Source organism: Pseudanabaena mucicola FACHB-723, assembly GCF_014696385.1.
Taxonomy (GTDB): Bacteria; Cyanobacteriota; Cyanobacteriia; order Pseudanabaenales; family Pseudanabaenaceae; genus Pseudanabaena.
The window spans coordinates 1-20882 of record NZ_JACJQB010000036.1; the positions used below are offsets into that span (position 1 = coordinate 1).

Genomic DNA, 20882 nt, shown 5'->3' on the forward strand with positions numbered 1-20882 from the left:
AGAGGTTCAATAATCTCCCACTCTTTATCGCTTAGGCTACTGCTATATCCCATGTTTGATCCCTTTCATTACTCTTCCTAAGATACCAAATGGGTTCTATAGTCCCCAGTTGAACTTGATTGAAATTTTGTGGCGTTTCATGAAGTATGAGTGGATTGAACTCAATGCATATGAATCTTGGGAAAGTTTAGTCTCTTATGTTGAAAAAGTTCTTCGAGACTTTGGTTCAACTTATGTAATTAATTTTGCTTAGCTACTTACCTCCTCAGATCGCCAAGCTGCATAGGACAACGCCGCCATAATATCTTCTTTCTCTAAATAAGGATAAGCATTTAAAATCTCTTCAAACGAATGTCCAACTGCCAATAGTCCAACCAATGTACCAACAGTCACCCGCATTCCACGAATGCAAGGCTTACCACCCATCACATCAGAATCAAAAGTAATTCGCGCTAAATGTCTCATTGGTTTTGCTGGCTCCGAAAGCGTATTAGTATCAAGCAAATATTGAAGGATCATAGAATAATTTCCCTGCCCACACTGCGATCGCACAAATCCGCAAAATCCTCATTAGCAAACCTCACTCTCTCATTTTGGATAGTCAATCTAAATTTTTGCAATCCTTTCCAGAAACCAGATTTTGGTTGACCTTCTTTGAGATTTTCAGATTCTTAGTTAACTTGGCGATCGCCCAACTCAAACGCCAAAAATTCAATAAATCGCAAGACTTGTTGCTGTTGCTCAGTTGGTAATTTCTGCATCTTACTCAAAGCATTTTCTAGCACCGTCATTCTTTGAATCCTCCTGCATACTTAATCTACTGATATTTTACAAGTTTTTTAGATAGGCGATCGCCTTGCGAATAATGACATTTAAATTTGCTCTTAGGATGCACTTAGAGCATGATTAAGAAATAATAGCTCTATTGCCTGAGGATCTCCGAGGAAAAATATGAACTCTACCTACAAAGCATTTTGGCTAAAAGATGGCGATCTGGTGGTCATTGACCAAACCCAACTTCCTTTTCAGATCGTTACCAAGACCCTAAAAACTAGTGGCGATGCGACCCTTGCCATTCAAGATATGACTGTGCGAGGTGCAGGAGTAATTGGCAATGTTGCAGCATTTGGAGTATATCTAGCAGCAAGGGAAAGCAAAGGTGATTTGAGCAAAATTAAGCCCCTTGCTGCGGTTATTCGTGGCGCTCGTCCTACCGCCGTGAACTTGATGTGGGCAGTTGATCGCATGATTGCAGTATTAGAAAAAGCCAATATCCAAAAGCAAGACCTCGTAGAAGTTGCGCTCGCCGAAGCGATCGCAATAGCCGATGAAGACGTGGTGGGAACACGCAATATTGGCAAATTTGGTTGTGAACTAATTGCTGCGATCGCAAATAATAAACCTCAAGGCAAACCAGTAAATATCCTCACCCACTGCAATGCAGGATGGTTAGCTATTGTCGATCGCGGCAGTGCCTTAGCACCAATCTATGAAGCCTTTGAGCAAGGCATCAATATTCATGTTTGGGTCGATGAAACCCGTCCTCGCAATCAAGGCGCAAATTTGACCGCTTGGGAATTGGCGCAAGCAAAGATTCCCCACACATTGATCACCGACAATACAGGTGGGCTATTGATGCAATATGGCAAGGTCGATCTTTGCATTGTCGGAACCGATCGCGTTACCCTCAAAGGTGATGTTGCCAATAAGATCGGCACCTATCTCAAGGCTTTGGCTGCCTTTGATAATCAGGTTCCCTTTTATGTAGCGCTGCCCAGTTCTACCTTTGATATGCAAATCTCCGATGGTGTAAAGGAAATTGCGATCGAAACCCGCAGTCCTGATGAAGTGCTGTACATCCAAGGCTTACAAGATGATGGCAAGGTCGGAAAGATTAGAGTTGCCCCACTCGAAACCCCAGCGTTAAATTATGGGTTTGACATTACACCTGCCCGATTAGTCACAGGCTTAATCACTGAACGGGGGATTTGCGATGCAGCCGAAACTGCGATCGCAGGAATGTTTCTTGACCTGATTCCGTAGACATCGCAATGTTCATTTTGCCTACGGCAAAATGAACATTGCAAAACTGGAATTACAAAAGCTGAAAATCTTTAATTTCGATCACATCACCAATCATTGCCATTGTCATCACATCATCCCGAACTTTAGCTGTAACTTGGACTTTTAACCCTTCTTGCAAGATCGCTTCAGGGGCAGGTTGCCAAATCTCATACTGTTCATCGGTATCAGTTACCAACGCCCAAGTACCTGTTCCCATATCGATATATTCTATTTTACCGTCAACTTGAATATCCATTATTTAGTTCCATTCACAATAAGAATCCAGAAATGGTATGTGACACTAAATACTAGATGTCACATGCCGTTGAGTTAAATACTAGAAGTCTCTGACTTGAGTGATAGATAGGCAAATCCAGCGCAAAGTAAGGAATTAACACTCAGAAATGCGATCGCAGGCAAACCTTCGCCAATCCACATCATTTGTGGTGCAAGCACAGCACTGGTGGCTAAACAAGCCGAAGTCCCAATCGCTGAGCCGATCGCAAACCATTTCCATTGAGGATGTCCTAATAGAATTAGCAATAATCCTAGAGGTAATAGCACACTCGCCGTAATTGGATTAAGTGCATTGGTATTAGAAAAAGCATTACCTAGCTCTGGCAAAGAACTTCCTACAATACGGAAGGGAATTTGGGTGAGGTCAAACACATAAAATCCGCGTAAAAAGAATAGTCCTGCACCACCAAAGAAAATTCCATTTGAGAATGCCCAATTCCAGCGAAATGGAAATTGTCGCGTGAGTAACCATGCCAATAAATAGGAACCAATCACCATGATCAGTTTGGGAATAATGGCGATCGCACCACCATCAACCCAAAAGCGCGGACTCAGATAGCCATTGTCCCGCGCCCATCGCAAGAAATCATCTACACCCAGTTGACCCGCCGAGGCAATTCGCACTGCTTCCGCCGCATTCAAGCGTCCAGCCCCAAAATAATTCAGCGTGTCGTCAGTGACCTTACTTGATGACTGTTGCAAAATTTGAATTACCTTCGCAGGATCTTTGACTCCCAAGGCTTCGATTAGCGCCACTACGCCCGACACATGGGGTGCTGCCATGCTCGTACCCTGAAAAGCTCGAAATACTGATTCCTTAGTTTTCGGATCAATTGTATTCTGCAAGATACCACCTGTAGTATCGCCACCTTTGGCGATCGCACCACCGGGGGCTGACACATCGATACCCGCACCATAGTTAGAATAGGGGGCTTTGTCTCCCGTAGAGCCTGTGGCAGATACAGCAATTACTTTTGGATAACGGGCAGGATAAAAGGCGGCATTGCGATTGGAATTACCTGCGGCGGCCACAATCACCACCCCTTTTTTATAGGCATAGTCAATCGCTTCCTGCATCAGCTTACTTTCACCGCCACCACCTAAGCTCATATTAATTACATTTGCGCCATTGTCTGCCGCGAAGATAATCGCTTCAGCAATATCAGAAATCGTGCCACCACCTGATGCGCCCAATACTTTGAGCGGCATAATACTGGCTTCGTAAGCGATTCCCGCCACGCCAAAATTGTTGTTTGTGGACTGGGCAATTGTTCCCGCCACATGGGTTCCATGCCCATTGTCATCACTAGCATCTTCACGATCATTCACAAAGTCATAGCCCTTGACAAAATTAGTATTTTTCAGATCTTCAACTCGACTTACGCCCGTATCGATAACTGCGATCGTAATTCCCTTACCTTTAGTTTTTTGCCAAGCCTTCTCAATCTCGATCGCCTTTAAATTCCACTGTTCCTGATATCTGGGGTCGTTAGGAGTTGTGCCACCGATAAAATCCACTGAGTAAACATAATTTGCTTCCATATACTCAGTCAATTCTCGCAATTCTTCCAACTGTTTTAGCTTGTCGAGGACTTGAGCATCACCTTTGACGATGTAGAGTCGCTTAGATTTGGAAAAGGAACTATTAAATTTAGGTTCAATTCCATATTTAGCGGCAATCGTCTTCAGTTCGCGATCAACCTGCTCCGATGAAATATCATTACGGAAGTTCAACACCATGGAGTCATAATTTCCTTGAACTGCCAATCCTTGATAGTTGGAAAGTGCCCAAAATAGACCCACAAAAAATAAGCATGAGAGCAGAAACTTTTTCATAAATCCAAGACTCTGATTTGCAGTCCTCAGTCAATATTTCTGATCATATAGCCAGTAATCTCTCCATTGTTGTGATGTAACACAAGTTTATTGGTGATCAATAGAGCTTAAGCCGACCGCTATGCGGTCGGCTTAAGCTTCTAGGCGTTAAATTTATGCGTTAACTAATACTTGCCCATTTTCAATTTTGGCAGTGTAGCGCTGTAGTGGTTTGTCTGCTGGCCCCCGACGTACAGCTCCATCCGCACCAAACTGAGCATCATGACAGGGGCAAACAAAAGCTTTGTCAGCAGATGTCCATTTCACTGTACAGCCCTTGTGAGTACAGGTTGGATTCACTGCCAATAACTTGCTGGCATCCTGCGGATCGCGTACCACTGCAACTTTCTTGTCAGCAGACAGCAAACTACCATCTTTTTCCAATTGAGCGACTGTGCCAACTGGTTTAAAAGTTCCACTAGGAGCGGCGGCGACACTTTCAGGTGCAGTAGGTGCAGTGGTCGAAGTCGCGTCACTACAGCCCAGTAGCGAAGAAGGAAGTAGACTCGCTAGCCATCCTAAACCAAACCAAGAGAGCAATTTGCGGCGATTTAGATTCATATGTTCCTCTATGCGTTAGCTAAAAATATTCGGGATCAATGCAACTTCAGGACAATCCCTAGTATAGCGATCGCAAAAAGAGGTATGCCACATAATTCAGCATTCATGCTGTATACAAATGCTCCCTTTGATCGCTATACATAATTGATGTTTACTAAGGTTGACATATGTCCATGCAAACATTTTTAGGCAATGCCGATCAGTCACAGGGGGAAACTCAAGACCAAAGTCAGGACGGCTGGGATCAAGAAATTATCACCTGTCTAAAATTTGCGATTAACTCGCAGACAATTGGCTTGTTGGAAAGTGAATTTACGCAGGAAGTGCTAACGGTCAAGGCTGACCATGTGATGCCTGTACCCAATAAGCCATCCTGTATTCTTGGTATCATCAGTCGCCGTCGTCGCGTTTACTGGGCAGTTGACTTGGCAATGCTATTAGGGCTAAAACCCCTAGCCTCTCAATTAGAGCTTTATGAGGTTATTCTGACTTCTTGCCAAGATCTTTCCATCGCCTTGATTGTGCCGAGCATTTTGGGGGTTGTCAAGATTTCTGCCAATAGAGTCGATCGTAATATTATTTCGCTACAATCAACACTAAGACCATATCTCAAGGGGTACATTAATGAGGGGGAAGATGTGTTGTATTTACTAAAAGCTGAAAATATTTTGAGATCGACGCTCTTACATTCGTAGCTCTTACATTCGTAAAAACACACTGGCACTATCAATCACTCAATAGCTATTTAGTTAGACTCATGGAATCTTGCCGTAACGTTTTAGTTGAATTTGTCTACCGAGAAGTGAGTGCTCAGATTCAAAAGCTAGGCAGTGGAATTCGCAATCAATACATTATTGAAGAGGTGGTTGCCTATGCCCTAAATCGATTGCCGCCAATGTTTGTTTCGACAACGACAGATTGGCATCAAAAAAGACGTGAATGTTTGACGATGGGGGATGAAATTAACAAAGTGGTGCGCCAAGCTTTGTTAGGAGTGCGCCGCGATCCCCTACGAGAAGTTAGTCCCCTTGATGATATTGAACTAGCCAACGCACCCTACGCCCTGTTGCGATCGCAAAAACTGTTGGGTTGGTCAAAGCTAAAGTGGTCTGATTTGCCCAAAGCCCTAGAAAACGCTTTAGAAAATGCCTTAGCTAAAGGTCAAGCGCAACAAAATTTTAGTCAAGCATCGCCACAGTTTCAAAAATATAAATCTTGGGTCAACAAGAAAAGCTCTACCACGCAAGAATTTAATGAGCCTGCGTATAAATACAGCATTTTCAGTCCTGCACAGCAGCATGAATATGCGACTTACTTACTGGAAGCTAATTACTTAGTTCATGCCCTAGAGCGTTTGGTGATTAGAATGGCACAGAACCGTGCTAAGAGTTTTAATGAAACGGAACTAAAATTTATTCGGCTTGAGGATGTATTAGCGCAGACGTTAAATCGATTGCCCTCTATGTATGCGACTTCGACCAAAGGTTTAGGACATCTACGTTATTACGCACAGTTAAATATTGGTTCTGAGGTGGCAATCATCGTGCATGATGTGATGATTGCCACTCGTAACCGTTCCTATCAAAGAATAGATCCTTTGTTATTTATGGATATTCGACGTGAGCGAGAGAGTGCCATTGAAGATGTCAGTCATTTATTGGGGCAAGAGGTAAATTGGCAAAACTTAGCAGAAGCGATCGCCAATGCCTTAGAAAGCGCTCAAGCTGGCAAAGTCTGCTGGTTGCGATCGCAAAATAATGTCATGGCATAAAAAATGTCATAAAAGAGAGGGGCTGCATTGCAGCCCCTCTCTTCAGATAAAGATTATTTAAGCGTCGTAAACAATTTCCACGACTTCTAATTCTTGCTTAGTACCAACAAATGGACTATCTTCGGTCAGGAATAGCATACAGTGGCACTCTTTGCGTTCACGCATGGGTACGCAAGGACAGTTCCAGTAGGTATCTTTGACTTCAGCTTCCTTATCTTCATAATAGCGACAAGGACAGAGCGGAGAACCTAACTCTTCTTTGTGCTTTGCTAAACCTTCAATCACCGCATTGGTCACACTAGGGTCGGCACAGAAGAAAGTGCCTGTGTTTTTTGCGTATTTTTCGGAAAACTTTCGCATTGCCTCAAAACTTTTGGAGGAAGCTTTATTTTTCCCACGATCTGACTCTGGGGTAAGGGACATAAGCTAACAAGATTGCCAAGAAACTATTAGTTACTACCTATAGCATGAAACCGCTACTATACCTTACTTTTCGGGGCAAAGCCTCAAATTATTACTGTTTATTGATAGATCTCAAAGCTGGCAAAACTGAGTTAGAAACACTACAACTTGCACCAATGCTGTGTTATTTGTCACTTTTTGTCTGAATAAACAAGAATTTTTGCTAAAGTAGAAACATAATAATTAATGCTTCGTCATTGATGCCGTATAGGTGAGTGTATGGCGGTTAAGGTTAAATTTCTATGTTTTAGTATGGCGATTGCATCTAGCCTCTTCACTGCGATCGCTGTCGTTCCTGCTGCTCAAGCAAATAATGCTGGTGATACCACTAATCAAAAATTAGGGACAGTACGCCGCTTACCGAGTTTGCAAACAAGAGCGCGAACGCCATTACAGGCAGAAACCTTACACCTTGGAATGCTCGAAAAGCAGTTTTTTAACTATGCTAAGGACAACAACTGGGCGGCGATTACGACAGTGCATCGCGATCAATATACAATGCACCAGTTACAACCAGGGGGCGAAGGTCTGTATGCCCTGCCCGATCGCAAATTAGTTTATGTCAGAGGTTTTACGGCGAATATTTATTTTGATCGCGATCGCCTCGTGGGAATTCGCCTAACTCCCGATAATCGTGATCGCCCACTCAATAAAACTGAATTGTTAAATCTGGTTAGGGCTTGGTTTCCTGACGATATGCTCAGTGTGATTTATCAAGTTGCGCCATCTGATCCCAGTCAGAGTATAGTCGAAACGCTAATTGGTACAATACCAAAGGCTTTTGAGCAGGATTTAGGAAAAGTAAGCTTGCCATTCTGTCGAGCGATTGTTTTTCCTGCCCCTGTTCCTGTCAATACGTTATCGATCTGTAATCCAAACCTATAGCGCTTGGCGCAACGCTTATCACTTCCCATGCAAAAACGAGTTCTATCTGGTGTACAACCAACTGGCAATCTCCATATTGGCAACTATTTGGGGGCAATTCGCAACTGGGTAGAGACTCAGGCTGACTATGAAAATTTCTTTTGTGTGGTTGATCTGCACGCAATCACCGTTCCCCACGATCCGAAATCTCTTGCCAGTAACACCCGCGATATTGCTGCACTCTATATAGCCTGTGGTATTGACCCCCGCATTTCCACAATTTTTGTGCAGTCCCATGTCTCGGCTCATGCTGAACTCACATGGCTTCTCAATTGCATCACGCCGCTAAATTGGCTAGAGCGCATGATTCAGTTTAAAGAGAAAGCAATCAAGCAAGGCGAAAATGTTGGTGTGGGGCTGTTGGACTATCCTGTGCTGATGGCAGCCGATATTCTGTTATATCAAGCCGATCTTGTTCCTGTTGGAGAAGATCAGAAACAACATTTGGAATTGACGCGAGATATCGCAGGTCGATTTAATGACCAATTTCAATCAGTTTTGAAAGTTCCTGAACCGCTAATTCGGAAGGAAGGAGCAAGGGTGATGAGTCTCACTGATGGAACTAAAAAAATGTCAAAGTCTGATCCTTCCGAAATGAGTCGGATTCATTTATTAGATCGTCCCGATGAGATTGCGAAGAAGATCAAGAAGTGTAAGACCGATGCAATTCGGGAGTTAGCTTTTGATGATAGTGAACGCCCTGAAGCTAACAATTTACTTGGGCTTTATTGCATTTTTGCCAATAAAACCAAGGAAGAAGTCCAAGCAGAAGCGACAACATGGCGCGGTTGGGGTGACTTTAAAAATGTGTTGACCGATGCGGCGATCGCCCATCTTCAGCCAATTCAAACTAAATATGATGAAGTGGTCAAGGAGTCTGGCTATCTAGATCGCATTTTAAAAGAAGGCCGCGAAAAAGCGTCAGCAACTGCTTTTAAAACCCTCAATGCGGTCAAAGATGCAATGGGTTATTTACCACCTCTGTAACTTGAGAACTATCTTGGTTATTTGCGATCGCAGTCTGCTGTAATGACACTGCGATCGCAAATAACCATAATTCCACAAAACAAGCGATCGCACCTCAACAAACCAACAACATCAAAAAGCGATCGCTATTTCAATAAACGAATAAATCCTGCTTGTTCAAAATGATGATCGTTTGTTAGAGATTCGGTGATTTTGCAATCTTGCATGACAATGAAACTGGAACAATCCACTAGACTCCATTCTTTATCTTGTCTGTTGATTAAGAGTTCCCATGCTTTTGTATCTATTTCTTTGCTGATATGAATAACTTCTACATAGGGAGAAGTTTTTAGGCTTTGGATAAAAGCGATCACTTTTGGTCTAGGGATGCGAAGAGGACTATAAAGTAGTGCCACAAGCTCAGTGATGATATAGCTTGTCGTGATAATTTTATGTTTTTGAGAGCGCGCATTTTGATATGCTTTCGCACTGAGAAGGTGAAAAGGCTGGCTGATATCAATTAGGTTTGCCCAGCCTGACGTATCGACAAATAGCTCAGGCTTCATGATTTTCTAGTAATTCTTGTCCAAGATAGTGATCGTGATTTTCGCCCCAGTCGGTAATGTCGCTACGAAAAGTGCCAATAAAATCTGCTAGAGGATCATCAGCACAATTCTTGATACTTTGCTCTAATAATAAATTTGAGGAGGGAATAAACTTATTAAGCTCCTGGACTAGTAAATGTACAGTTGTGGATGGATTATTCTTAACTGGAGTTTGAGAATCATATTGTTTTAGTAAGTTTTTTGCATTTTTAATAGCGATAGATTGCTTGTCTATTAACTCATCATAAATATCTTCACTATTTTTCTTATATTTGTGTCCAAGTAGACCATCTAATTTCTTGATGTAATCACTTCTAGGTATGCCACTGTTAAGAAATTCAAAGTGAAGAACATACCATAGCTCAAACGCTTCATTAGAATAAGCTACCTTAATTTCTTGAATTTTAGAATTTGCGATCGCATTATTAAAGTCTTCAGCAGTCCAGTCATCTCGATCAAAAACACACCATACTTGATCATAATATCCTTCCTCTTTCTGTTCTATTATTTTTTTTGTGCTGTTGACTAATTTGCTAGGATTTTGTCCTAACCCCCTTATATCTACCACATCCTTGGGGACAGGAAAGGCTTCAAAATATTTTGGCTCAGTTTTTTCTCCTTCGCACACAATCAAGAAATTCTGTCTAAGTTCTCTAGTGTCAATTTTTCTAGATGAATAGCCGCGAGAATCCACCTTCCTTTTAGCCATTAGCATCCACCAAATTATTTAAGCTCCTAATATATGGAATTGCTCCATATTTACCTTTGATATAGTCACTTTCAAAAGATGCGTCATTGCGGACTTTATATTCTACTAATGAGTAAACTGATGTTGATCCATATCTATTTTTCTCAGTAAACCAAACTTGATCCCTACGGAAAAGTTTATTACTGAGTAAATTAGTATCGTGTGTCATAAAAACAAGTTGAGCATTATTAGGATTGCCTTCTTTGGAGTTAAACATTTCTACAATTGCAAGGCTAAGTTTAGGATGAAGCCTTGCGTCAAACTCATCAATGATCAACACCTTACCATTTTTTAAAGTGTCAATAAGAGGTCCTGCTAGAGAGAATATTTTTTGAGTGCCTTCAGATTCATCATTTATATCAAATAGCTCATTAGATATAAAAATACCTTCTTCGTTAAACTTTTTATGTATAGTTTGTACTGAAGTTGCTTTACCTCCATCGCTATTTTTTAAAATAAATTTTTTTATTTCATCTGGTATTTCACGCGGTAAAGATTCAACATCGATATCATGTTCTTCCAATTTCAGTTCATCAAATCCTAATCCTAATTTTTTTAGGAAATTGAGAATTGATAATTCATTATTACTTTCCTTTAAACACTGGACTGTATACCCTCTATAACCATCATCAGCTAAACCAGATATGAGGTTTATATTATTTATTAGAAAAGTTAATATTTTTTCTGCTATTTCAACACTAAACTGAGCAGAGACAGAGAGAAAAAGTGCATTTGGCCTTGTTTTTTGTTGAATTCCATCAGCTTTATATGTTTTAGCTACTGTAAAGCTATCAGCTTTACGTTCAAAAAGCCTAGTCTCTCTTAGCTTTGGAACATAAAATAACCATTCAGATAAAACTTCATTACGATTTGCTTCAAAACCATATCTGTACTTCTTTTGATCCATTAAGAACGAAATTTCAAAAAAGCTTGGTTTGGAATCAGTATCATTACTGAGCTTAAACTGCTCAACTTTTATTTTCTCTGAAATTTGAGTTTCTTTAGATGAATTAATCATAAACCATCTCATAAAACCCAAAGCTTTCGCTAAGTTGCTTTTTCCACTAGCATTCGCACCATAGATTGCGGCAGTTTTAAGTAGTGTAAGATCATCATCTACGGTAAAAACATTGTTTTCGTCAAGAGATTTATCTTTTGACACAATATTAGCCGCTACCATACTAAAGGTAGCTATTTCCTTAAATGATCTATAATTTCCAACCCTGAACTCTATAAGCATTGGAGATTTATTAACCTTAAAATATAAATTTGTGAAAAAAACTCTCAAAATTACTTTAAGGCTAAAGGTGTTCGGCGTATATGTCAAGTCTTGAACAAAAAACAAGGGGTTTAAGCCCCCTTGTTTTTTGTCAATTAGCTGCCGCCAATGCGGGCGACATCGCGGGAGTTAGCTTCAAAGGCAGCGTTGAGAGCATCATCGCCACTCAAACCATCCTCTAATGCTTCCTTAATCGCTTGCAATACCCGCTTGTAATCCTTCGGCATTACCTTCACGAATTTAGGAACACTCGCATTCCAATCAGCGAGAACCTTCGCACCCTTAGCACTCTCCGTATAGTCAACGTGCTGTTGAATCAACTGCTTCAGATCTTTGATTTCTTCGGGATCTTCGAGTTTCTCTAAGCCGACCATTGAGGTATTGCAACGGGTTGCGAAATCGCCAGACTCATCGAGAATATAGGCAACACCACCACTCATACCTGCGGCGAAGTTCCGTCCTGTTAGACCGAGAACGACGACTTTTCCACCAGTCATATATTCGCAACCATGATCGCCGATGCCTTCGACTACAGCATTTACGCCAGAGTTCCGCACGCAGAATCGTTCACCAGCGATGCCGCGAATGTAGGCTTCGCCACTAGTTGCGCCATAGAAAGCGACGTTACCTGCAATGATGTTCTCTTCGGCGACAAAGGTAGAAGCTTTGTGGGGATAGAGAATGATCTTACCGCCGCTTAGACCTTTGCCGAGGTAGTCGTTAGTATCGCCTTCCAGTTCCATCGTTACACCAGAGGGAACGAATGCACCGAAGCTTTGACCAGCCGTACCTTGGAAATGCAGATGTACGGTGTCATCAGGCAATCCTTCCCAATGGCGTTTGGTGATTTCGTTACCAAGGATAGTTCCGACTGCGCGATTGATATTTTTAATGGGAACTGTGGCATGGACAGGTTCACCATCAACGATTGCTGCTTGACATAAATCTAATAATACAGTCATGTCGAGGGACTTGTCTAAACCATGATCCTGTGGGATTTGGGCATAGCGTCCGACATCTTCACCAACTTCGGGCTGATAGAGAATCTTGGAGAAGTCTAAGCCTTTCGCTTTCCAATGCTCGACGGCTTGCTTGGCTTCGAGGACATCGGTACGACCGACCATTTCATCGAGAGTGCGGAAGCCTAACTGTGCCATCAGTTCACGTACTTCTTGAGCGATGAAGGTCATGAAGTTGACGGTGTGGGCGGGATCGCCTGTGAATTTCTCACGCAATTGCGGATCTTGGGTGGCGACTCCGACTGGGCAGGTGTTGAGATGGCAAACGCGCATCATGATACAGCCAAGGGTGACAAGGGGAGCAGTGGCAAATCCAAATTCCTCTGCACCAAGTAGAGCCGCGATCACGACATCACGACCTGTTTTCATTTGTCCATCGGTTTCTACAACGATGCGGCTGCGGAGGTTGTTGAGAACGAGGGTTTGGTGGGTTTCCGCGAGTCCGAGTTCCCAAGGTAAGCCTGCGTGCTTGATCGAAGTTTGGGGGGATGCGCCTGTGCCACCGTCGTAGCCTGAGATCAGCACCACATCAGCATGGGCTTTAGACACGCCTGCGGCGATCGTGCCAACACCAACTTCCGAAACTAGCTTAACGCTGATACGGGCGGCGCGATTGGCATTTTTGAGGTCATGAATCAACTCGGCGAGGTCTTCGATGGAGTAGATGTCATGGTGAGGAGGTGGCGAAATCAAGCCCACACCGGGGGTGGAGTGACGGACTTTGGCAATCCAAGGATAGACTTTCTTGCCAGGAAGTTGTCCGCCTTCCCCTGGCTTTGCGCCCTGCGCCATTTTGATTTGAATCTCTTTGGCTTGGGAGAGATAGAGGCTAGTTACACCGAAACGTCCAGAGGCAACCTGTTTGATGGCGCTATTTTTGGAATCACCTTGCTCGTTTGTCCATGTGTAGCGATCGGGATCTTCGCCACCTTCGCCTGTGTTGGATTTACCGCCAATACGATTCATAGCGATCGCTAAAGCTTCATGGGCTTCCTTAGAGATCGAACCATAGCTCATTGCGCCAGTTTTGAATCGGCGGAGAATGCTTTCAATAGGTTCTACTTCCTCAATGGGAATTGATTCGCGAGATTTGAAATCAAGCAAGCCACGGAGGGTGAAATGCTGTTGGTTCTGCTCGTTGACTAGAGAGGAGTATTTCTTGAACTGCTCATAATTTCCTTCACGCACAGCCTTTTGCAAAGCATGGATGGTTTCAGGACTGAACAAGTGGGCTTCGCCTTCCTTGCGCCATTGGTATTCGCCACCGACATCGAGAGTATTACCACTAGCGGGACGGTCGGGGAAAGCATGGGTATGACGAGCGATCGCTTCTTTAGCGATTACTTCCAAGTTAGCCCCTTCAATGCGGGAGGCTGTCCAAGTGAAGTATTGCTTGATCACTTCTTGATTCAAGCCAACGGCTTCAAAGATTTGAGCGCCGCGATAGCTTTGGATCGTGGAAATACCAATTTTAGAAGCAACCTTAGTTACACCCTTAGTGGCTGACTTGATGTAGTTCTTGACCGCAGTTTTGTAGTCAACATTCACGAGCAAGCCTTGCTTGATCATGTCATTGATACTTTCAAAGGCGAGATAAGGATTGATCGCCCCGCAACCATAGCCAATCAAGAGCGCAAAGTGATGGACTTCTCTAGGTTCGCCCGATTCGAGAACGAGTCCGACTCGAGTACGGGTTCCTGTGCGGATGAGATGGTGATGTAAGCCTGATACCGCCAATAATGCTGGGATTGGGGCATGGTCAGGATTTACACCCCGATCGCTTAAAATCAAAATATTCACACCATCGGCGATCGATTTATCAGCCTTAGCACAAATCTCAGTAATTGCTGCTTCTAATCCAGATACACCAGACTTAGGAGCAAACAGAGTGGAAAGTGTAACTGATTTAAAACCACCTTCATTAATATGCTTCAACTTCGCAAGTTCAGCATCACTGAGAATGGGAGTCTTTAGCTCGATCAAGTGACAGCTTTCTGGTTCAGGTTTGAGCAAATTTCGTTCTGCGCCAATGGTCGTCTCTGCGGAAGTAATAATTTCTTCGCGAATGGAGTCAATTGGAGGATTCGTGACCTGTGCAAATAGCTGTTGGAAATAATCGTAGAGAAGTTTGGGACGATTAGAAAGAACGGCTAAAGGAGCATCATTACCCATTGCTCCTACAGCTTCCACGCCATCACGAGCCATTGGGGTTAACAGCAAGCGCAAGTCTTCAAAGGAATAACCAAACGCCATTTGCTTCTGGGTTAAAGGTGTTGCTTCTGGCTCACTAGCTATGCCATCCTTGAGACTGGCGATTTCTACCATATGCTGATTAATCCATTCGCGGTAGGGATGCTCGGTCGCAATTTGATGCTTGATCTCTTCATCAGCAACAATCCGACCTTCCTGCATATTTACCAGAAACATGCGTCCAGGTTGCAAGCGCCCCTTAGATTCGATGCGTTCGGGTTCAATTTGTAATACCCCTGCTTCCGAGGCGAAGATGACTAAATCATCCTTGGTGACGTAATAGCGCGAAGGACGTAAACCATTGCGATCCAAGACTGCGCCGATCATCGTGCCATCAGTGAAAGCGATCGAGGCGGGACCATCCCAAGGTTCCATCAAGCAGGAATGGTATTCATAAAATGCTTTCTTCTCATCACTCATGGACTCATGGGCTGTCCAAGGCTCAGGAATCATCATCATCATCGCATGAGGTAGCGATCGCCCTGCCAGCACCAACAATTCCAACGCATTATCAAAAATCGTCGAATCGCTACCTTCGATGTTAATGACTGGCTTGATTTTGGAAATATCATCACCAAACAAATCCGACTCAAACATCGACTGACGAGCGATCATCCAGTTGGTATTACCGCGCAGAGTATTAATTTCACCATTGTGGGCAATGTAGCGGTAGGGGTGCGATCGCTCCCAACTGGGGAAAGTATTCGTACTAAAGCGAGAGTGAACCAGAGCCAGAGCGCTCTCCATGTCGGGATCACGCAAATCATGGGCGTAGTACATTCCCACTTGTGCCGTCATCAACATCCCTTTATAAACAATCGTGCGACAGGAAAGGCTAGAAGGATACCAGTAAGGATCAACGTTCGCGGCGCGAATGGCGGTATGGGCAAGTTTACGCAGTACAAATAATTTGCGATCAAAGGCGAGATCATCTGCAAGATCGGGCGATCGCTGAATAAATACCTGCTGCATGAAAGGTTCGCTAGACTGAGCGGTTGCTCCCAAAGATGAGTTATCGGTGGGTACATCACGCCAACCTAAAACTTTTAAGCCTTCAGATTCAACTAATTTTTCAAAAGCTTGTCTACCATTTTTGCGAGATGCGGGATCAGGAGAGGCATAAACCATGCCCACCCCATACTGCCCAACTTCGGGCAAGGTAATATTTGCTGCTGCCGCTACTTTCACCAAAAACTTGTGGGGAATCTGCATCAAAATCCCCGCACCGTCACCTGTATTCGTTTCGCAACCGCACGCGCCGCGATGTTCCAAGTTTTCCAAAATCGTCAAACCCTGTTCAACGATCGCATGGGATTTTTTTCCTGACTTATGGACGATAAATCCAACTCCACAAGCGTCGTGTTCAAACTGTGGATCGTACAAACCTTGCTTTACGGGCAGTGCGTTGCTATTCATCATGGACGGAAAAGGTATGATATTTGATGGATTATGGTAGCTCGCACGTAATCAAAAGGTTACGGGGGCTACATTGGATTGTACTCATAAATTTATGTCTTAGGTGGGATGTCTTAATGAAATGATCATATCAAGTGATAATTGTGGGGAGTTTCGGTTAATTTAGCTACCAAATTGATGACTTAGGGGAACTGTTAGTCATGGGGTGGTCAATCGCGTAAATTGAGCAAATAATTACGGACTCGTTTTTTCGGTTAGGATCGCTTTATGATGGTGAAAATTTAGCATTTCAAAATGCAGCTTTTGTATGTCTGCTCACCTCGACCACGACCAACCATTGCAACGTCGCCAGCTTTCTCTCAAGGTATTGCTGATAGTTCCCTTTGTGACGCAGGTAATTGCGGCCGTGGGAATTACGGGGTGGCTATCGGTGCAAAATGGACGGGAAGCCACGCAGGAGTTAGCACCACAGATTGGGCGAGAGGTGACGAAAACGATTGAAACCCATGTACGCGGCTATTTCGATGCGCCCCTAGAAATTTTGCAAGCCCATGGAGTATCAGCAAAGGTTGGCAATTTTAGTTTTGAGAATCTGGATCGGCTTGATAAATTGTTTTGGCAGCAGGTTCAACAATCGCCCAATCTTTACTTTTTCTATGCAGCTAATCCTAAAGGACAGTTTATCGGGGTCGAGAATAGAGACCAGAATAATTTAGTTTTACATCGTTCTACATCGTTCTCACCGCCACAAAAATCTATCTATCGTTTAGATAAGCTAGGTAAGGTTCTCAACCGCATTGAAGTCAATGCCTATGATCCGCGGACTCGCCCTTGGTATCAGGGGGCAATTAAGTCAAAACAAATGGTTTGGAGTCCGATTTATCTATTTGTGGCGCGTCCGATTTTAGGAATTACGGCTTCTGTGCCAATTTATGGGGAAGCGGGGGATTTGCGAGGGGTCTTGGGTGTAGATTTGACGCTTTCTCAAATTGGCGACTTTTTGAGACAGCTTACGATCGCAAAAACAGGACAAGCATTTATTTTGGAGCAGTCGGGGCAGCTTGTGGCGACCTCGACTGCGGAAATGCCCTATATTTCCACGGATAAGGGGCAACAACGCATTCATGCTACTCAAAGTGAAAACCCAATTTTGCGCCAAGCCTTTGAGGAACTCAAACGCAAATATCCTAATCCTGCGGATGTACCAAATTATCAGCAAATGCAACTGGATTGGGAGGGGGCAACTCAGTACATTCAGATTACGAAATTAACTAGTAAGCAGGGTTTAAACTGGCTTTTGGTGGTAGTGGTGTCTGAGGCAGATTTTCGCGATCGCATTAATATCAACACCCGCAACACGATTGTTTTATGCGCCTTAGCGCTAATTTTTGCCAGCTTGACAGGATTTTACACCTCAAAGTGGATTGCCAAGCCCGTTGAGAAATTAATCGATGCGTCGCATATGTTAGCAACAATTTCCGCCTCTGCGGATCTTGCTAGCGGACAGCCATATCATCCAATTGAAACTGCCAATGTGCGCGAATTGTCGATTTTGGCGGATTCCTTTAATCAAATGGCACATCAACTCCAAATTTCTTTTACGGCACTTGCTCAAAATAAAGAGGAACTGGAAAGACGAGTTGAGCGACGCACGGAAGCCCTTAAATCTAGTGAAACCAAGTATCGCACCCTCGTAGAAGCGGCAAATTGTATTATTTTACGCACGGATACAATCGGTACAATTAAATTTATCAATGAGTACGGATTATCTTTCTTTGGTTTTGCATCTGAAGAAGCGGTGGTGGGCAAAAATATTAATCAAACCATTGTCCAAGAATCTGATGACACCACGATTTCCAGTTTGATTGAATGGATGGGAAGTAGTAAGAATAGCTCTGATGTATCGATGTTTCAGGAGAGTCAGAATATCCGTAATGACGGTGAAAAAGTATGGATATCTTGGTCAAATCGTCCTATTCTCGATGATACGGGGCATTTAGTAGAAATTCTTTCGATAGGCATTGACATTACAGAACGTAAGCGAGTGGAATCTACTTTAGGAGAATTTGTGAGTTTGCAAAGGGCAACCTTTGAGTCTATTGCCGATGGAGTGGTTGCCATGGCGCAGACAGGAAATATCACTAACTATAATCAACGCTTTATCGATATGTTCTCGCTATCACCAGAAGCTTTATCGACGATTGATCATGCCCTGAGACTAGAGTTTTTATCGGATAGAATTATTAATGCTGAACAGTTTATGTTGCGATCGCAAGAATTTCAACGGCATCCTGACCATGAAAGCTATGACCTGTTAGAGCTAGTTGATGACAGGGTAATCGAGTGTTATTCAAGACCTCAGATGCTCGGTGATCAGATTATCGGGAGAGTGTGGAGTTTTCAGGATATTACGGCGCGGGTGCGTGCTGAGCAAGCCTTGGAAGAGCAAAAAACTTACTTGCGATTGATCATTGATAGTATTCCGCAACAGATTTTCTGGAAGGATGTCGATCTGGTATTTCGTGGATGTAATAAAAACTGGGCAAGGTCGGCGCGACTAGATAGCCCTGAAACGGTGATTGGCAAGACTGATTTTGACTTAATTGCGAATCCGCAACTAGCCGATGCTTTTCGGGAGCGGGATCTAAGGATTATGCAATCCAATCAGCCTGAGTTACATATTATTCAACGGAAAGTCAATCCTGATCAGGAAGGAAGATTGATTTGGCTAGACATTAGCAAGTTGCCGATTATCAATGCTGAAGGTAAGACCATCGGCATCTTAGGTGTGCTTGATGACATCACCGAACGCAAGTTGGCGGAAGAAGCTCTCCATGCCGAGCAGGAGAAGTCAGAACGATTGCTGTTGAATATTTTGCCGAAAGCAATCGCCGATCGCCTCAAGCAAGCCCATGGCGTAATTGCCGATAGCTTTGAGTCGGTCACGGTTCTCTTTGCTGATATTGTCGGCTTTACCCAAATCTCGTCACAGCTCTCACCACAGGATTTAGTTGATCTGCTCAATCGGATTTTCTCTAGCTTTGATATGTTGTGCGAAAAATATGGATTAGAGAAGATCAAAACCATTGGCGATGCCTATATGTTAGCGGGCGGGATTCCTGTCCCCACGGAAACCCATGCTGAGGCAATCGCAGCTATGGCATTGGAAATGATTGAAAAAGTAAATGAACTCCGCCATCAAACAGGACATCATCTCCAAATTCGCATCGGTATCCATACGGGATCTGTAATCGCAGGGGTAATCGGCACGCAAAAATTTATTTACGATCTCTGGGGTGACACCGTTAATGTGGCAAGTCGGATGGAATCCCATAGTGAGGTTGGCAAAATCCAAGTGACGGCAGTAACCTATGAATTGCTCAAGGATAAGTTTGAACTGCGGAAACGCGGCGAGATCGATGTTAAGGGTAAGGGGATTATGCAGACCTATTGGTTGGTGGGCAAAAAGCCCCTCAATGAATTAAGTGCCTGATTGCGATCGCAAATCTGCATCCATAAAACTGCGATCGCCTAACACCTTGAGCATGGGGCCAAGTGGGCCAAACTGGACAATACTTAGGGAGGCAGCAGGAACATCAATGCGATCGCGATATCTACCCATATCAATCCCCAATAAACCACAGAGAATTACTCGAATTGTGGCTTTGTGGGACACAATCAGCACATTTCCCGACGGATATTTTTCTTGAATTTCTGCGACCACTAAGGAAGCACGGCTAGCCAGTTGCACGGCCGTTTCGCCACCCGTGGGCGGATTCCATGCAGGTTCGGTCAACCAACGCAAATAGTCATCACTATAATTCTCTTTCACAAATTCATTGGTGAGTCCTTCCCATTTGCCATAGCGCAATTCTCGCAAACCATCACGAAATTGCATTTCTACAGCGATCGCTCTGCATAGTGGTGTCGCTGTGGCAATTGTGCGTTTCATGGGGCTAACAAATACGGCATCCCATGAAATTGCTCGATGAGCATCCGCAAAGGCTAATGCCATTTTTTCGCCATTTTCCGTTAACTCAGGATCAAGATCGCCGCAATAGCCGCCAGTGCGACTATAGGCGGTTTCTCCATGACGGAGTAGATATAGTTTTAAGCTCATGATTTTTTCTAATTGTTTGAGTTTCTTTGCAAAAATACAGCCTCATACCACAAAAAATACTTTTAACTCATATTGTTACAAATCTTATAAATTATGTTATACTAAAACTATAGAAGAACTAAAAAGCTTTTATAACCGAAAAATTACAGAGGTAAAAAAGATGCTACAAACAATTGAAGATAACTTTACTATGAAGTTCTTATACCAATTAGCTAACGAAGATATATGGCAAAAAGAAACTTGCAGTATCAAAAGTCCACAAGAGTTTTTGAGATATATTGCCAAAAAGTTAAATGTTGATTCTTATTTAGTTAATGAAGATGACTTAACCAAAGCCGTGAATTTGCTCACAAACCATGAGAAGGATAAGGAGAAGTTTTTCAAAGCGAAGTCTCCCATGCCAAATTTACCTTTTGTCGGCTTTTATAAATCTCCTATTTCTGATATGGCAAACTACCATGCAGGATGGTTAACTTTATCTAACAAGCTACGTGAGCAGCTTAGTAAGCTCTAAAGCTTCTTACC

Annotated in this window: 16 protein-coding genes and 2 pseudogenes; 8 read left to right on the forward strand and 10 right to left on the reverse strand. The window is 43.3% G+C overall.

Going from position 1 to position 20882, the window contains the following annotated elements; genetic code table 11:
• Positions 1–97 precede the first annotated feature (97 nt).
• Positions 98–253: pseudogene (locus tag H6F41_RS14460) on the forward strand (IS630 family transposase); the annotation flags it as partial.
• Here the strand turns inward: H6F41_RS14460 and H6F41_RS14465 are convergent.
• On the reverse strand, positions 250–465 hold the full coding sequence (locus H6F41_RS14465) for a DUF433 domain-containing protein (RefSeq protein ID WP_190404202.1): 216 nt from the start codon (positions 463–465) through the stop codon (positions 250–252). The pseudogene H6F41_RS14460 and the gene H6F41_RS14465 sit on opposite strands and share 4 nt — an antisense overlap.
• A 486-nt stretch (positions 466–951) precedes the next feature.
• Between H6F41_RS14465 and mtnA the strand changes: the two genes are divergently transcribed.
• The gene (gene mtnA / locus H6F41_RS14470) at positions 952–2043 is read left to right on the forward strand and encodes an S-methyl-5-thioribose-1-phosphate isomerase (protein WP_190404179.1); all 1092 of its coding nucleotides are present in this window, start codon (positions 952–954) and stop codon (positions 2041–2043) included.
• A gap of 52 nt (positions 2044–2095) precedes the next feature.
• On the opposite strand, the gene H6F41_RS14475 is transcribed toward mtnA, so the two are convergent.
• From H6F41_RS14475 to H6F41_RS14485, 3 genes are all read right to left on the reverse strand, one after another.
• Positions 2096–2320 carry a hypothetical protein gene (locus H6F41_RS14475; protein WP_190404180.1) on the reverse strand — a complete coding sequence of 75 codons (225 nt, stop codon included), beginning with the start codon at positions 2318–2320 and terminating at the stop codon, positions 2096–2098.
• A 74-nt stretch (positions 2321–2394) separates the two neighbouring features.
• The gene (locus H6F41_RS14480) at positions 2395–4197 is read right to left on the reverse strand and encodes a S8 family peptidase (RefSeq protein WP_190404181.1); all 1803 of its coding nucleotides are present in this window, start codon (positions 4195–4197) and stop codon (positions 2395–2397) included.
• 153 nt (positions 4198–4350) lie between these two features.
• The gene (locus H6F41_RS14485; protein WP_190404182.1) at positions 4351–4797 is read right to left on the reverse strand and encodes a QcrA and Rieske domain-containing protein; all 447 of its coding nucleotides are present in this window, start codon (positions 4795–4797) and stop codon (positions 4351–4353) included.
• A 167-nt stretch (positions 4798–4964) separates the two neighbouring features.
• Between H6F41_RS14485 and H6F41_RS14490 the strand changes: the two genes are divergently transcribed.
• Both H6F41_RS14490 and H6F41_RS14495 read left to right on the forward strand, forming a co-directional pair.
• Positions 4965–5492: a chemotaxis protein CheW gene (locus tag H6F41_RS14490; protein WP_190404183.1), complete on the forward strand. Its 528-nt coding sequence runs from the start codon at positions 4965–4967 to the stop codon at positions 5490–5492.
• 62 nt (positions 5493–5554) lie between these two features.
• Positions 5555–6568 carry a late competence development ComFB family protein gene (locus H6F41_RS14495; protein ID WP_190404184.1) on the forward strand — a complete coding sequence of 338 codons (1014 nt, stop codon included), beginning with the start codon at positions 5555–5557 and terminating at the stop codon, positions 6566–6568.
• Positions 6569–6625: 57 nt separating this feature from the next.
• Here H6F41_RS14495 and H6F41_RS14500 read toward each other — a convergent pair whose 3' ends face one another.
• Positions 6626–6991 (reverse strand): ferredoxin-thioredoxin reductase catalytic domain-containing protein, encoded by a 366-nt coding sequence (locus H6F41_RS14500; protein ID WP_190404185.1) that lies wholly within the window; start codon positions 6989–6991, stop codon positions 6626–6628.
• Between the two features lie 258 nt (positions 6992–7249).
• Here H6F41_RS14500 and H6F41_RS14505 point away from each other — a divergent pair, with 258 nt between their 5' ends.
• Together H6F41_RS14505 and trpS are read left to right on the forward strand one after the other, a co-directional pair.
• Positions 7250–7915, forward strand: coding sequence for a hypothetical protein (locus tag H6F41_RS14505; protein WP_190404186.1), 666 nt, complete (start codon positions 7250–7252; stop codon positions 7913–7915).
• Between the two features lie 27 nt (positions 7916–7942).
• A complete protein-coding gene (trpS, locus tag H6F41_RS14510; protein ID WP_190404187.1) occupies positions 7943–8941 on the forward strand; it encodes a tryptophan--tRNA ligase in 999 nt (332 codons plus the stop codon).
• A 125-nt stretch (positions 8942–9066) separates the two neighbouring features.
• Here trpS and H6F41_RS14515 read toward each other — a convergent pair whose 3' ends face one another.
• From H6F41_RS14515 to gltB, 4 genes and pseudogenes are all read right to left on the reverse strand, one after another.
• The gene (locus H6F41_RS14515; protein ID WP_190404188.1) at positions 9067–9486 is read right to left on the reverse strand and encodes a type II toxin-antitoxin system VapC family toxin; all 420 of its coding nucleotides are present in this window, start codon (positions 9484–9486) and stop codon (positions 9067–9069) included.
• 145 nt (positions 9487–9631) lie between these two features.
• Positions 9632–10234, reverse strand: a pseudogene (locus H6F41_RS14520) (RloB family protein); the annotation flags it as partial.
• A complete protein-coding gene (locus H6F41_RS14525; RefSeq protein ID WP_190404203.1) occupies positions 10227–11513 on the reverse strand; it encodes an AAA family ATPase in 1287 nt (428 codons plus the stop codon). The pseudogene H6F41_RS14520 and the gene H6F41_RS14525, both read right to left, overlap by 8 nt.
• Before the next feature lie 134 nt (positions 11514–11647).
• The gene (gene gltB, locus H6F41_RS14530) at positions 11648–16237 is read right to left on the reverse strand and encodes a glutamate synthase large subunit (RefSeq protein WP_190404204.1); all 4590 of its coding nucleotides are present in this window, start codon (positions 16235–16237) and stop codon (positions 11648–11650) included.
• 307 nt (positions 16238–16544) lie between these two features.
• On the opposite strand from gltB, the gene H6F41_RS14535 reads away from it, so the two are divergent.
• Complete coding sequence (locus H6F41_RS14535; RefSeq protein ID WP_190404190.1) at positions 16545–19730, forward strand: adenylate/guanylate cyclase domain-containing protein; 3186 nt, start codon at positions 16545–16547, stop codon at positions 19728–19730.
• Here H6F41_RS14535 and H6F41_RS14540 read toward each other — a convergent pair.
• Positions 19719–20357, reverse strand: a complete 639-nt coding sequence (locus H6F41_RS14540; protein ID WP_190404191.1) for a histidine phosphatase family protein — start codon at positions 20355–20357, stop codon at positions 19719–19721. The two genes, H6F41_RS14535 and H6F41_RS14540, sit on opposite strands and share 12 nt — an antisense overlap.
• Between H6F41_RS14540 and H6F41_RS14545 the strand changes: the two genes are divergently transcribed.
• A complete protein-coding gene (locus H6F41_RS14545; RefSeq protein WP_190404192.1) occupies positions 20356–20871 on the forward strand; it encodes a hypothetical protein in 516 nt (171 codons plus the stop codon). The genes H6F41_RS14540 and H6F41_RS14545 overlap by 2 nt on opposite strands.
• The last annotated feature ends 11 nt before the right edge of the window (positions 20872–20882 follow it).

Bases quoted from the DNA above. Each gene is read 5' to 3' on its own strand.
- trpS (WP_190404187.1), top strand. From the start codon at position 7,943: ATGCAAAAACGAGTTCTATCTGGTGTACAACCAACTGGCAATCTCCAT.
- H6F41_RS14475 (WP_190404180.1), bottom strand. From the start codon at position 2,320: ATGGATATTCAAGTTGACGGTAAAATAGAATATATCGATATGGGAACA.
- H6F41_RS14515 (WP_190404188.1), bottom strand. From the start codon at position 9,486: ATGAAGCCTGAGCTATTTGTCGATACGTCAGGCTGGGCAAACCTAATT.
- H6F41_RS14480 (WP_190404181.1), bottom strand. From the start codon at position 4,197: ATGAAAAAGTTTCTGCTCTCATGCTTATTTTTTGTGGGTCTATTTTGG.
- H6F41_RS14490 (WP_190404183.1), top strand. From the start codon at position 4,965: ATGTCCATGCAAACATTTTTAGGCAATGCCGATCAGTCACAGGGGGAA.
- H6F41_RS14535 (WP_190404190.1), top strand. From the start codon at position 16,545: ATGTCTGCTCACCTCGACCACGACCAACCATTGCAACGTCGCCAGCTT.
- mtnA (WP_190404179.1), top strand. From the start codon at position 952: ATGAACTCTACCTACAAAGCATTTTGGCTAAAAGATGGCGATCTGGTG.
- H6F41_RS14525 (WP_190404203.1), bottom strand. From the start codon at position 11,513: ATGCTTATAGAGTTCAGGGTTGGAAATTATAGATCATTTAAGGAAATA.
- H6F41_RS14505 (WP_190404186.1), top strand. From the start codon at position 7,250: ATGGCGGTTAAGGTTAAATTTCTATGTTTTAGTATGGCGATTGCATCT.
- H6F41_RS14500 (WP_190404185.1), bottom strand. From the start codon at position 6,991: ATGTCCCTTACCCCAGAGTCAGATCGTGGGAAAAATAAAGCTTCCTCC.
- H6F41_RS14495 (WP_190404184.1), top strand. From the start codon at position 5,555: ATGGAATCTTGCCGTAACGTTTTAGTTGAATTTGTCTACCGAGAAGTG.
- gltB (WP_190404204.1), bottom strand. From the start codon at position 16,237: ATGAATAGCAACGCACTGCCCGTAAAGCAAGGTTTGTACGATCCACAG.
- H6F41_RS14485 (WP_190404182.1), bottom strand. From the start codon at position 4,797: ATGAATCTAAATCGCCGCAAATTGCTCTCTTGGTTTGGTTTAGGATGG.
- H6F41_RS14465 (WP_190404202.1), bottom strand. From the start codon at position 465: ATGAGACATTTAGCGCGAATTACTTTTGATTCTGATGTGATGGGTGGT.
- H6F41_RS14545 (WP_190404192.1), top strand. From the start codon at position 20,356: ATGATTTTTTCTAATTGTTTGAGTTTCTTTGCAAAAATACAGCCTCAT.
- H6F41_RS14540 (WP_190404191.1), bottom strand. From the start codon at position 20,357: ATGAGCTTAAAACTATATCTACTCCGTCATGGAGAAACCGCCTATAGT.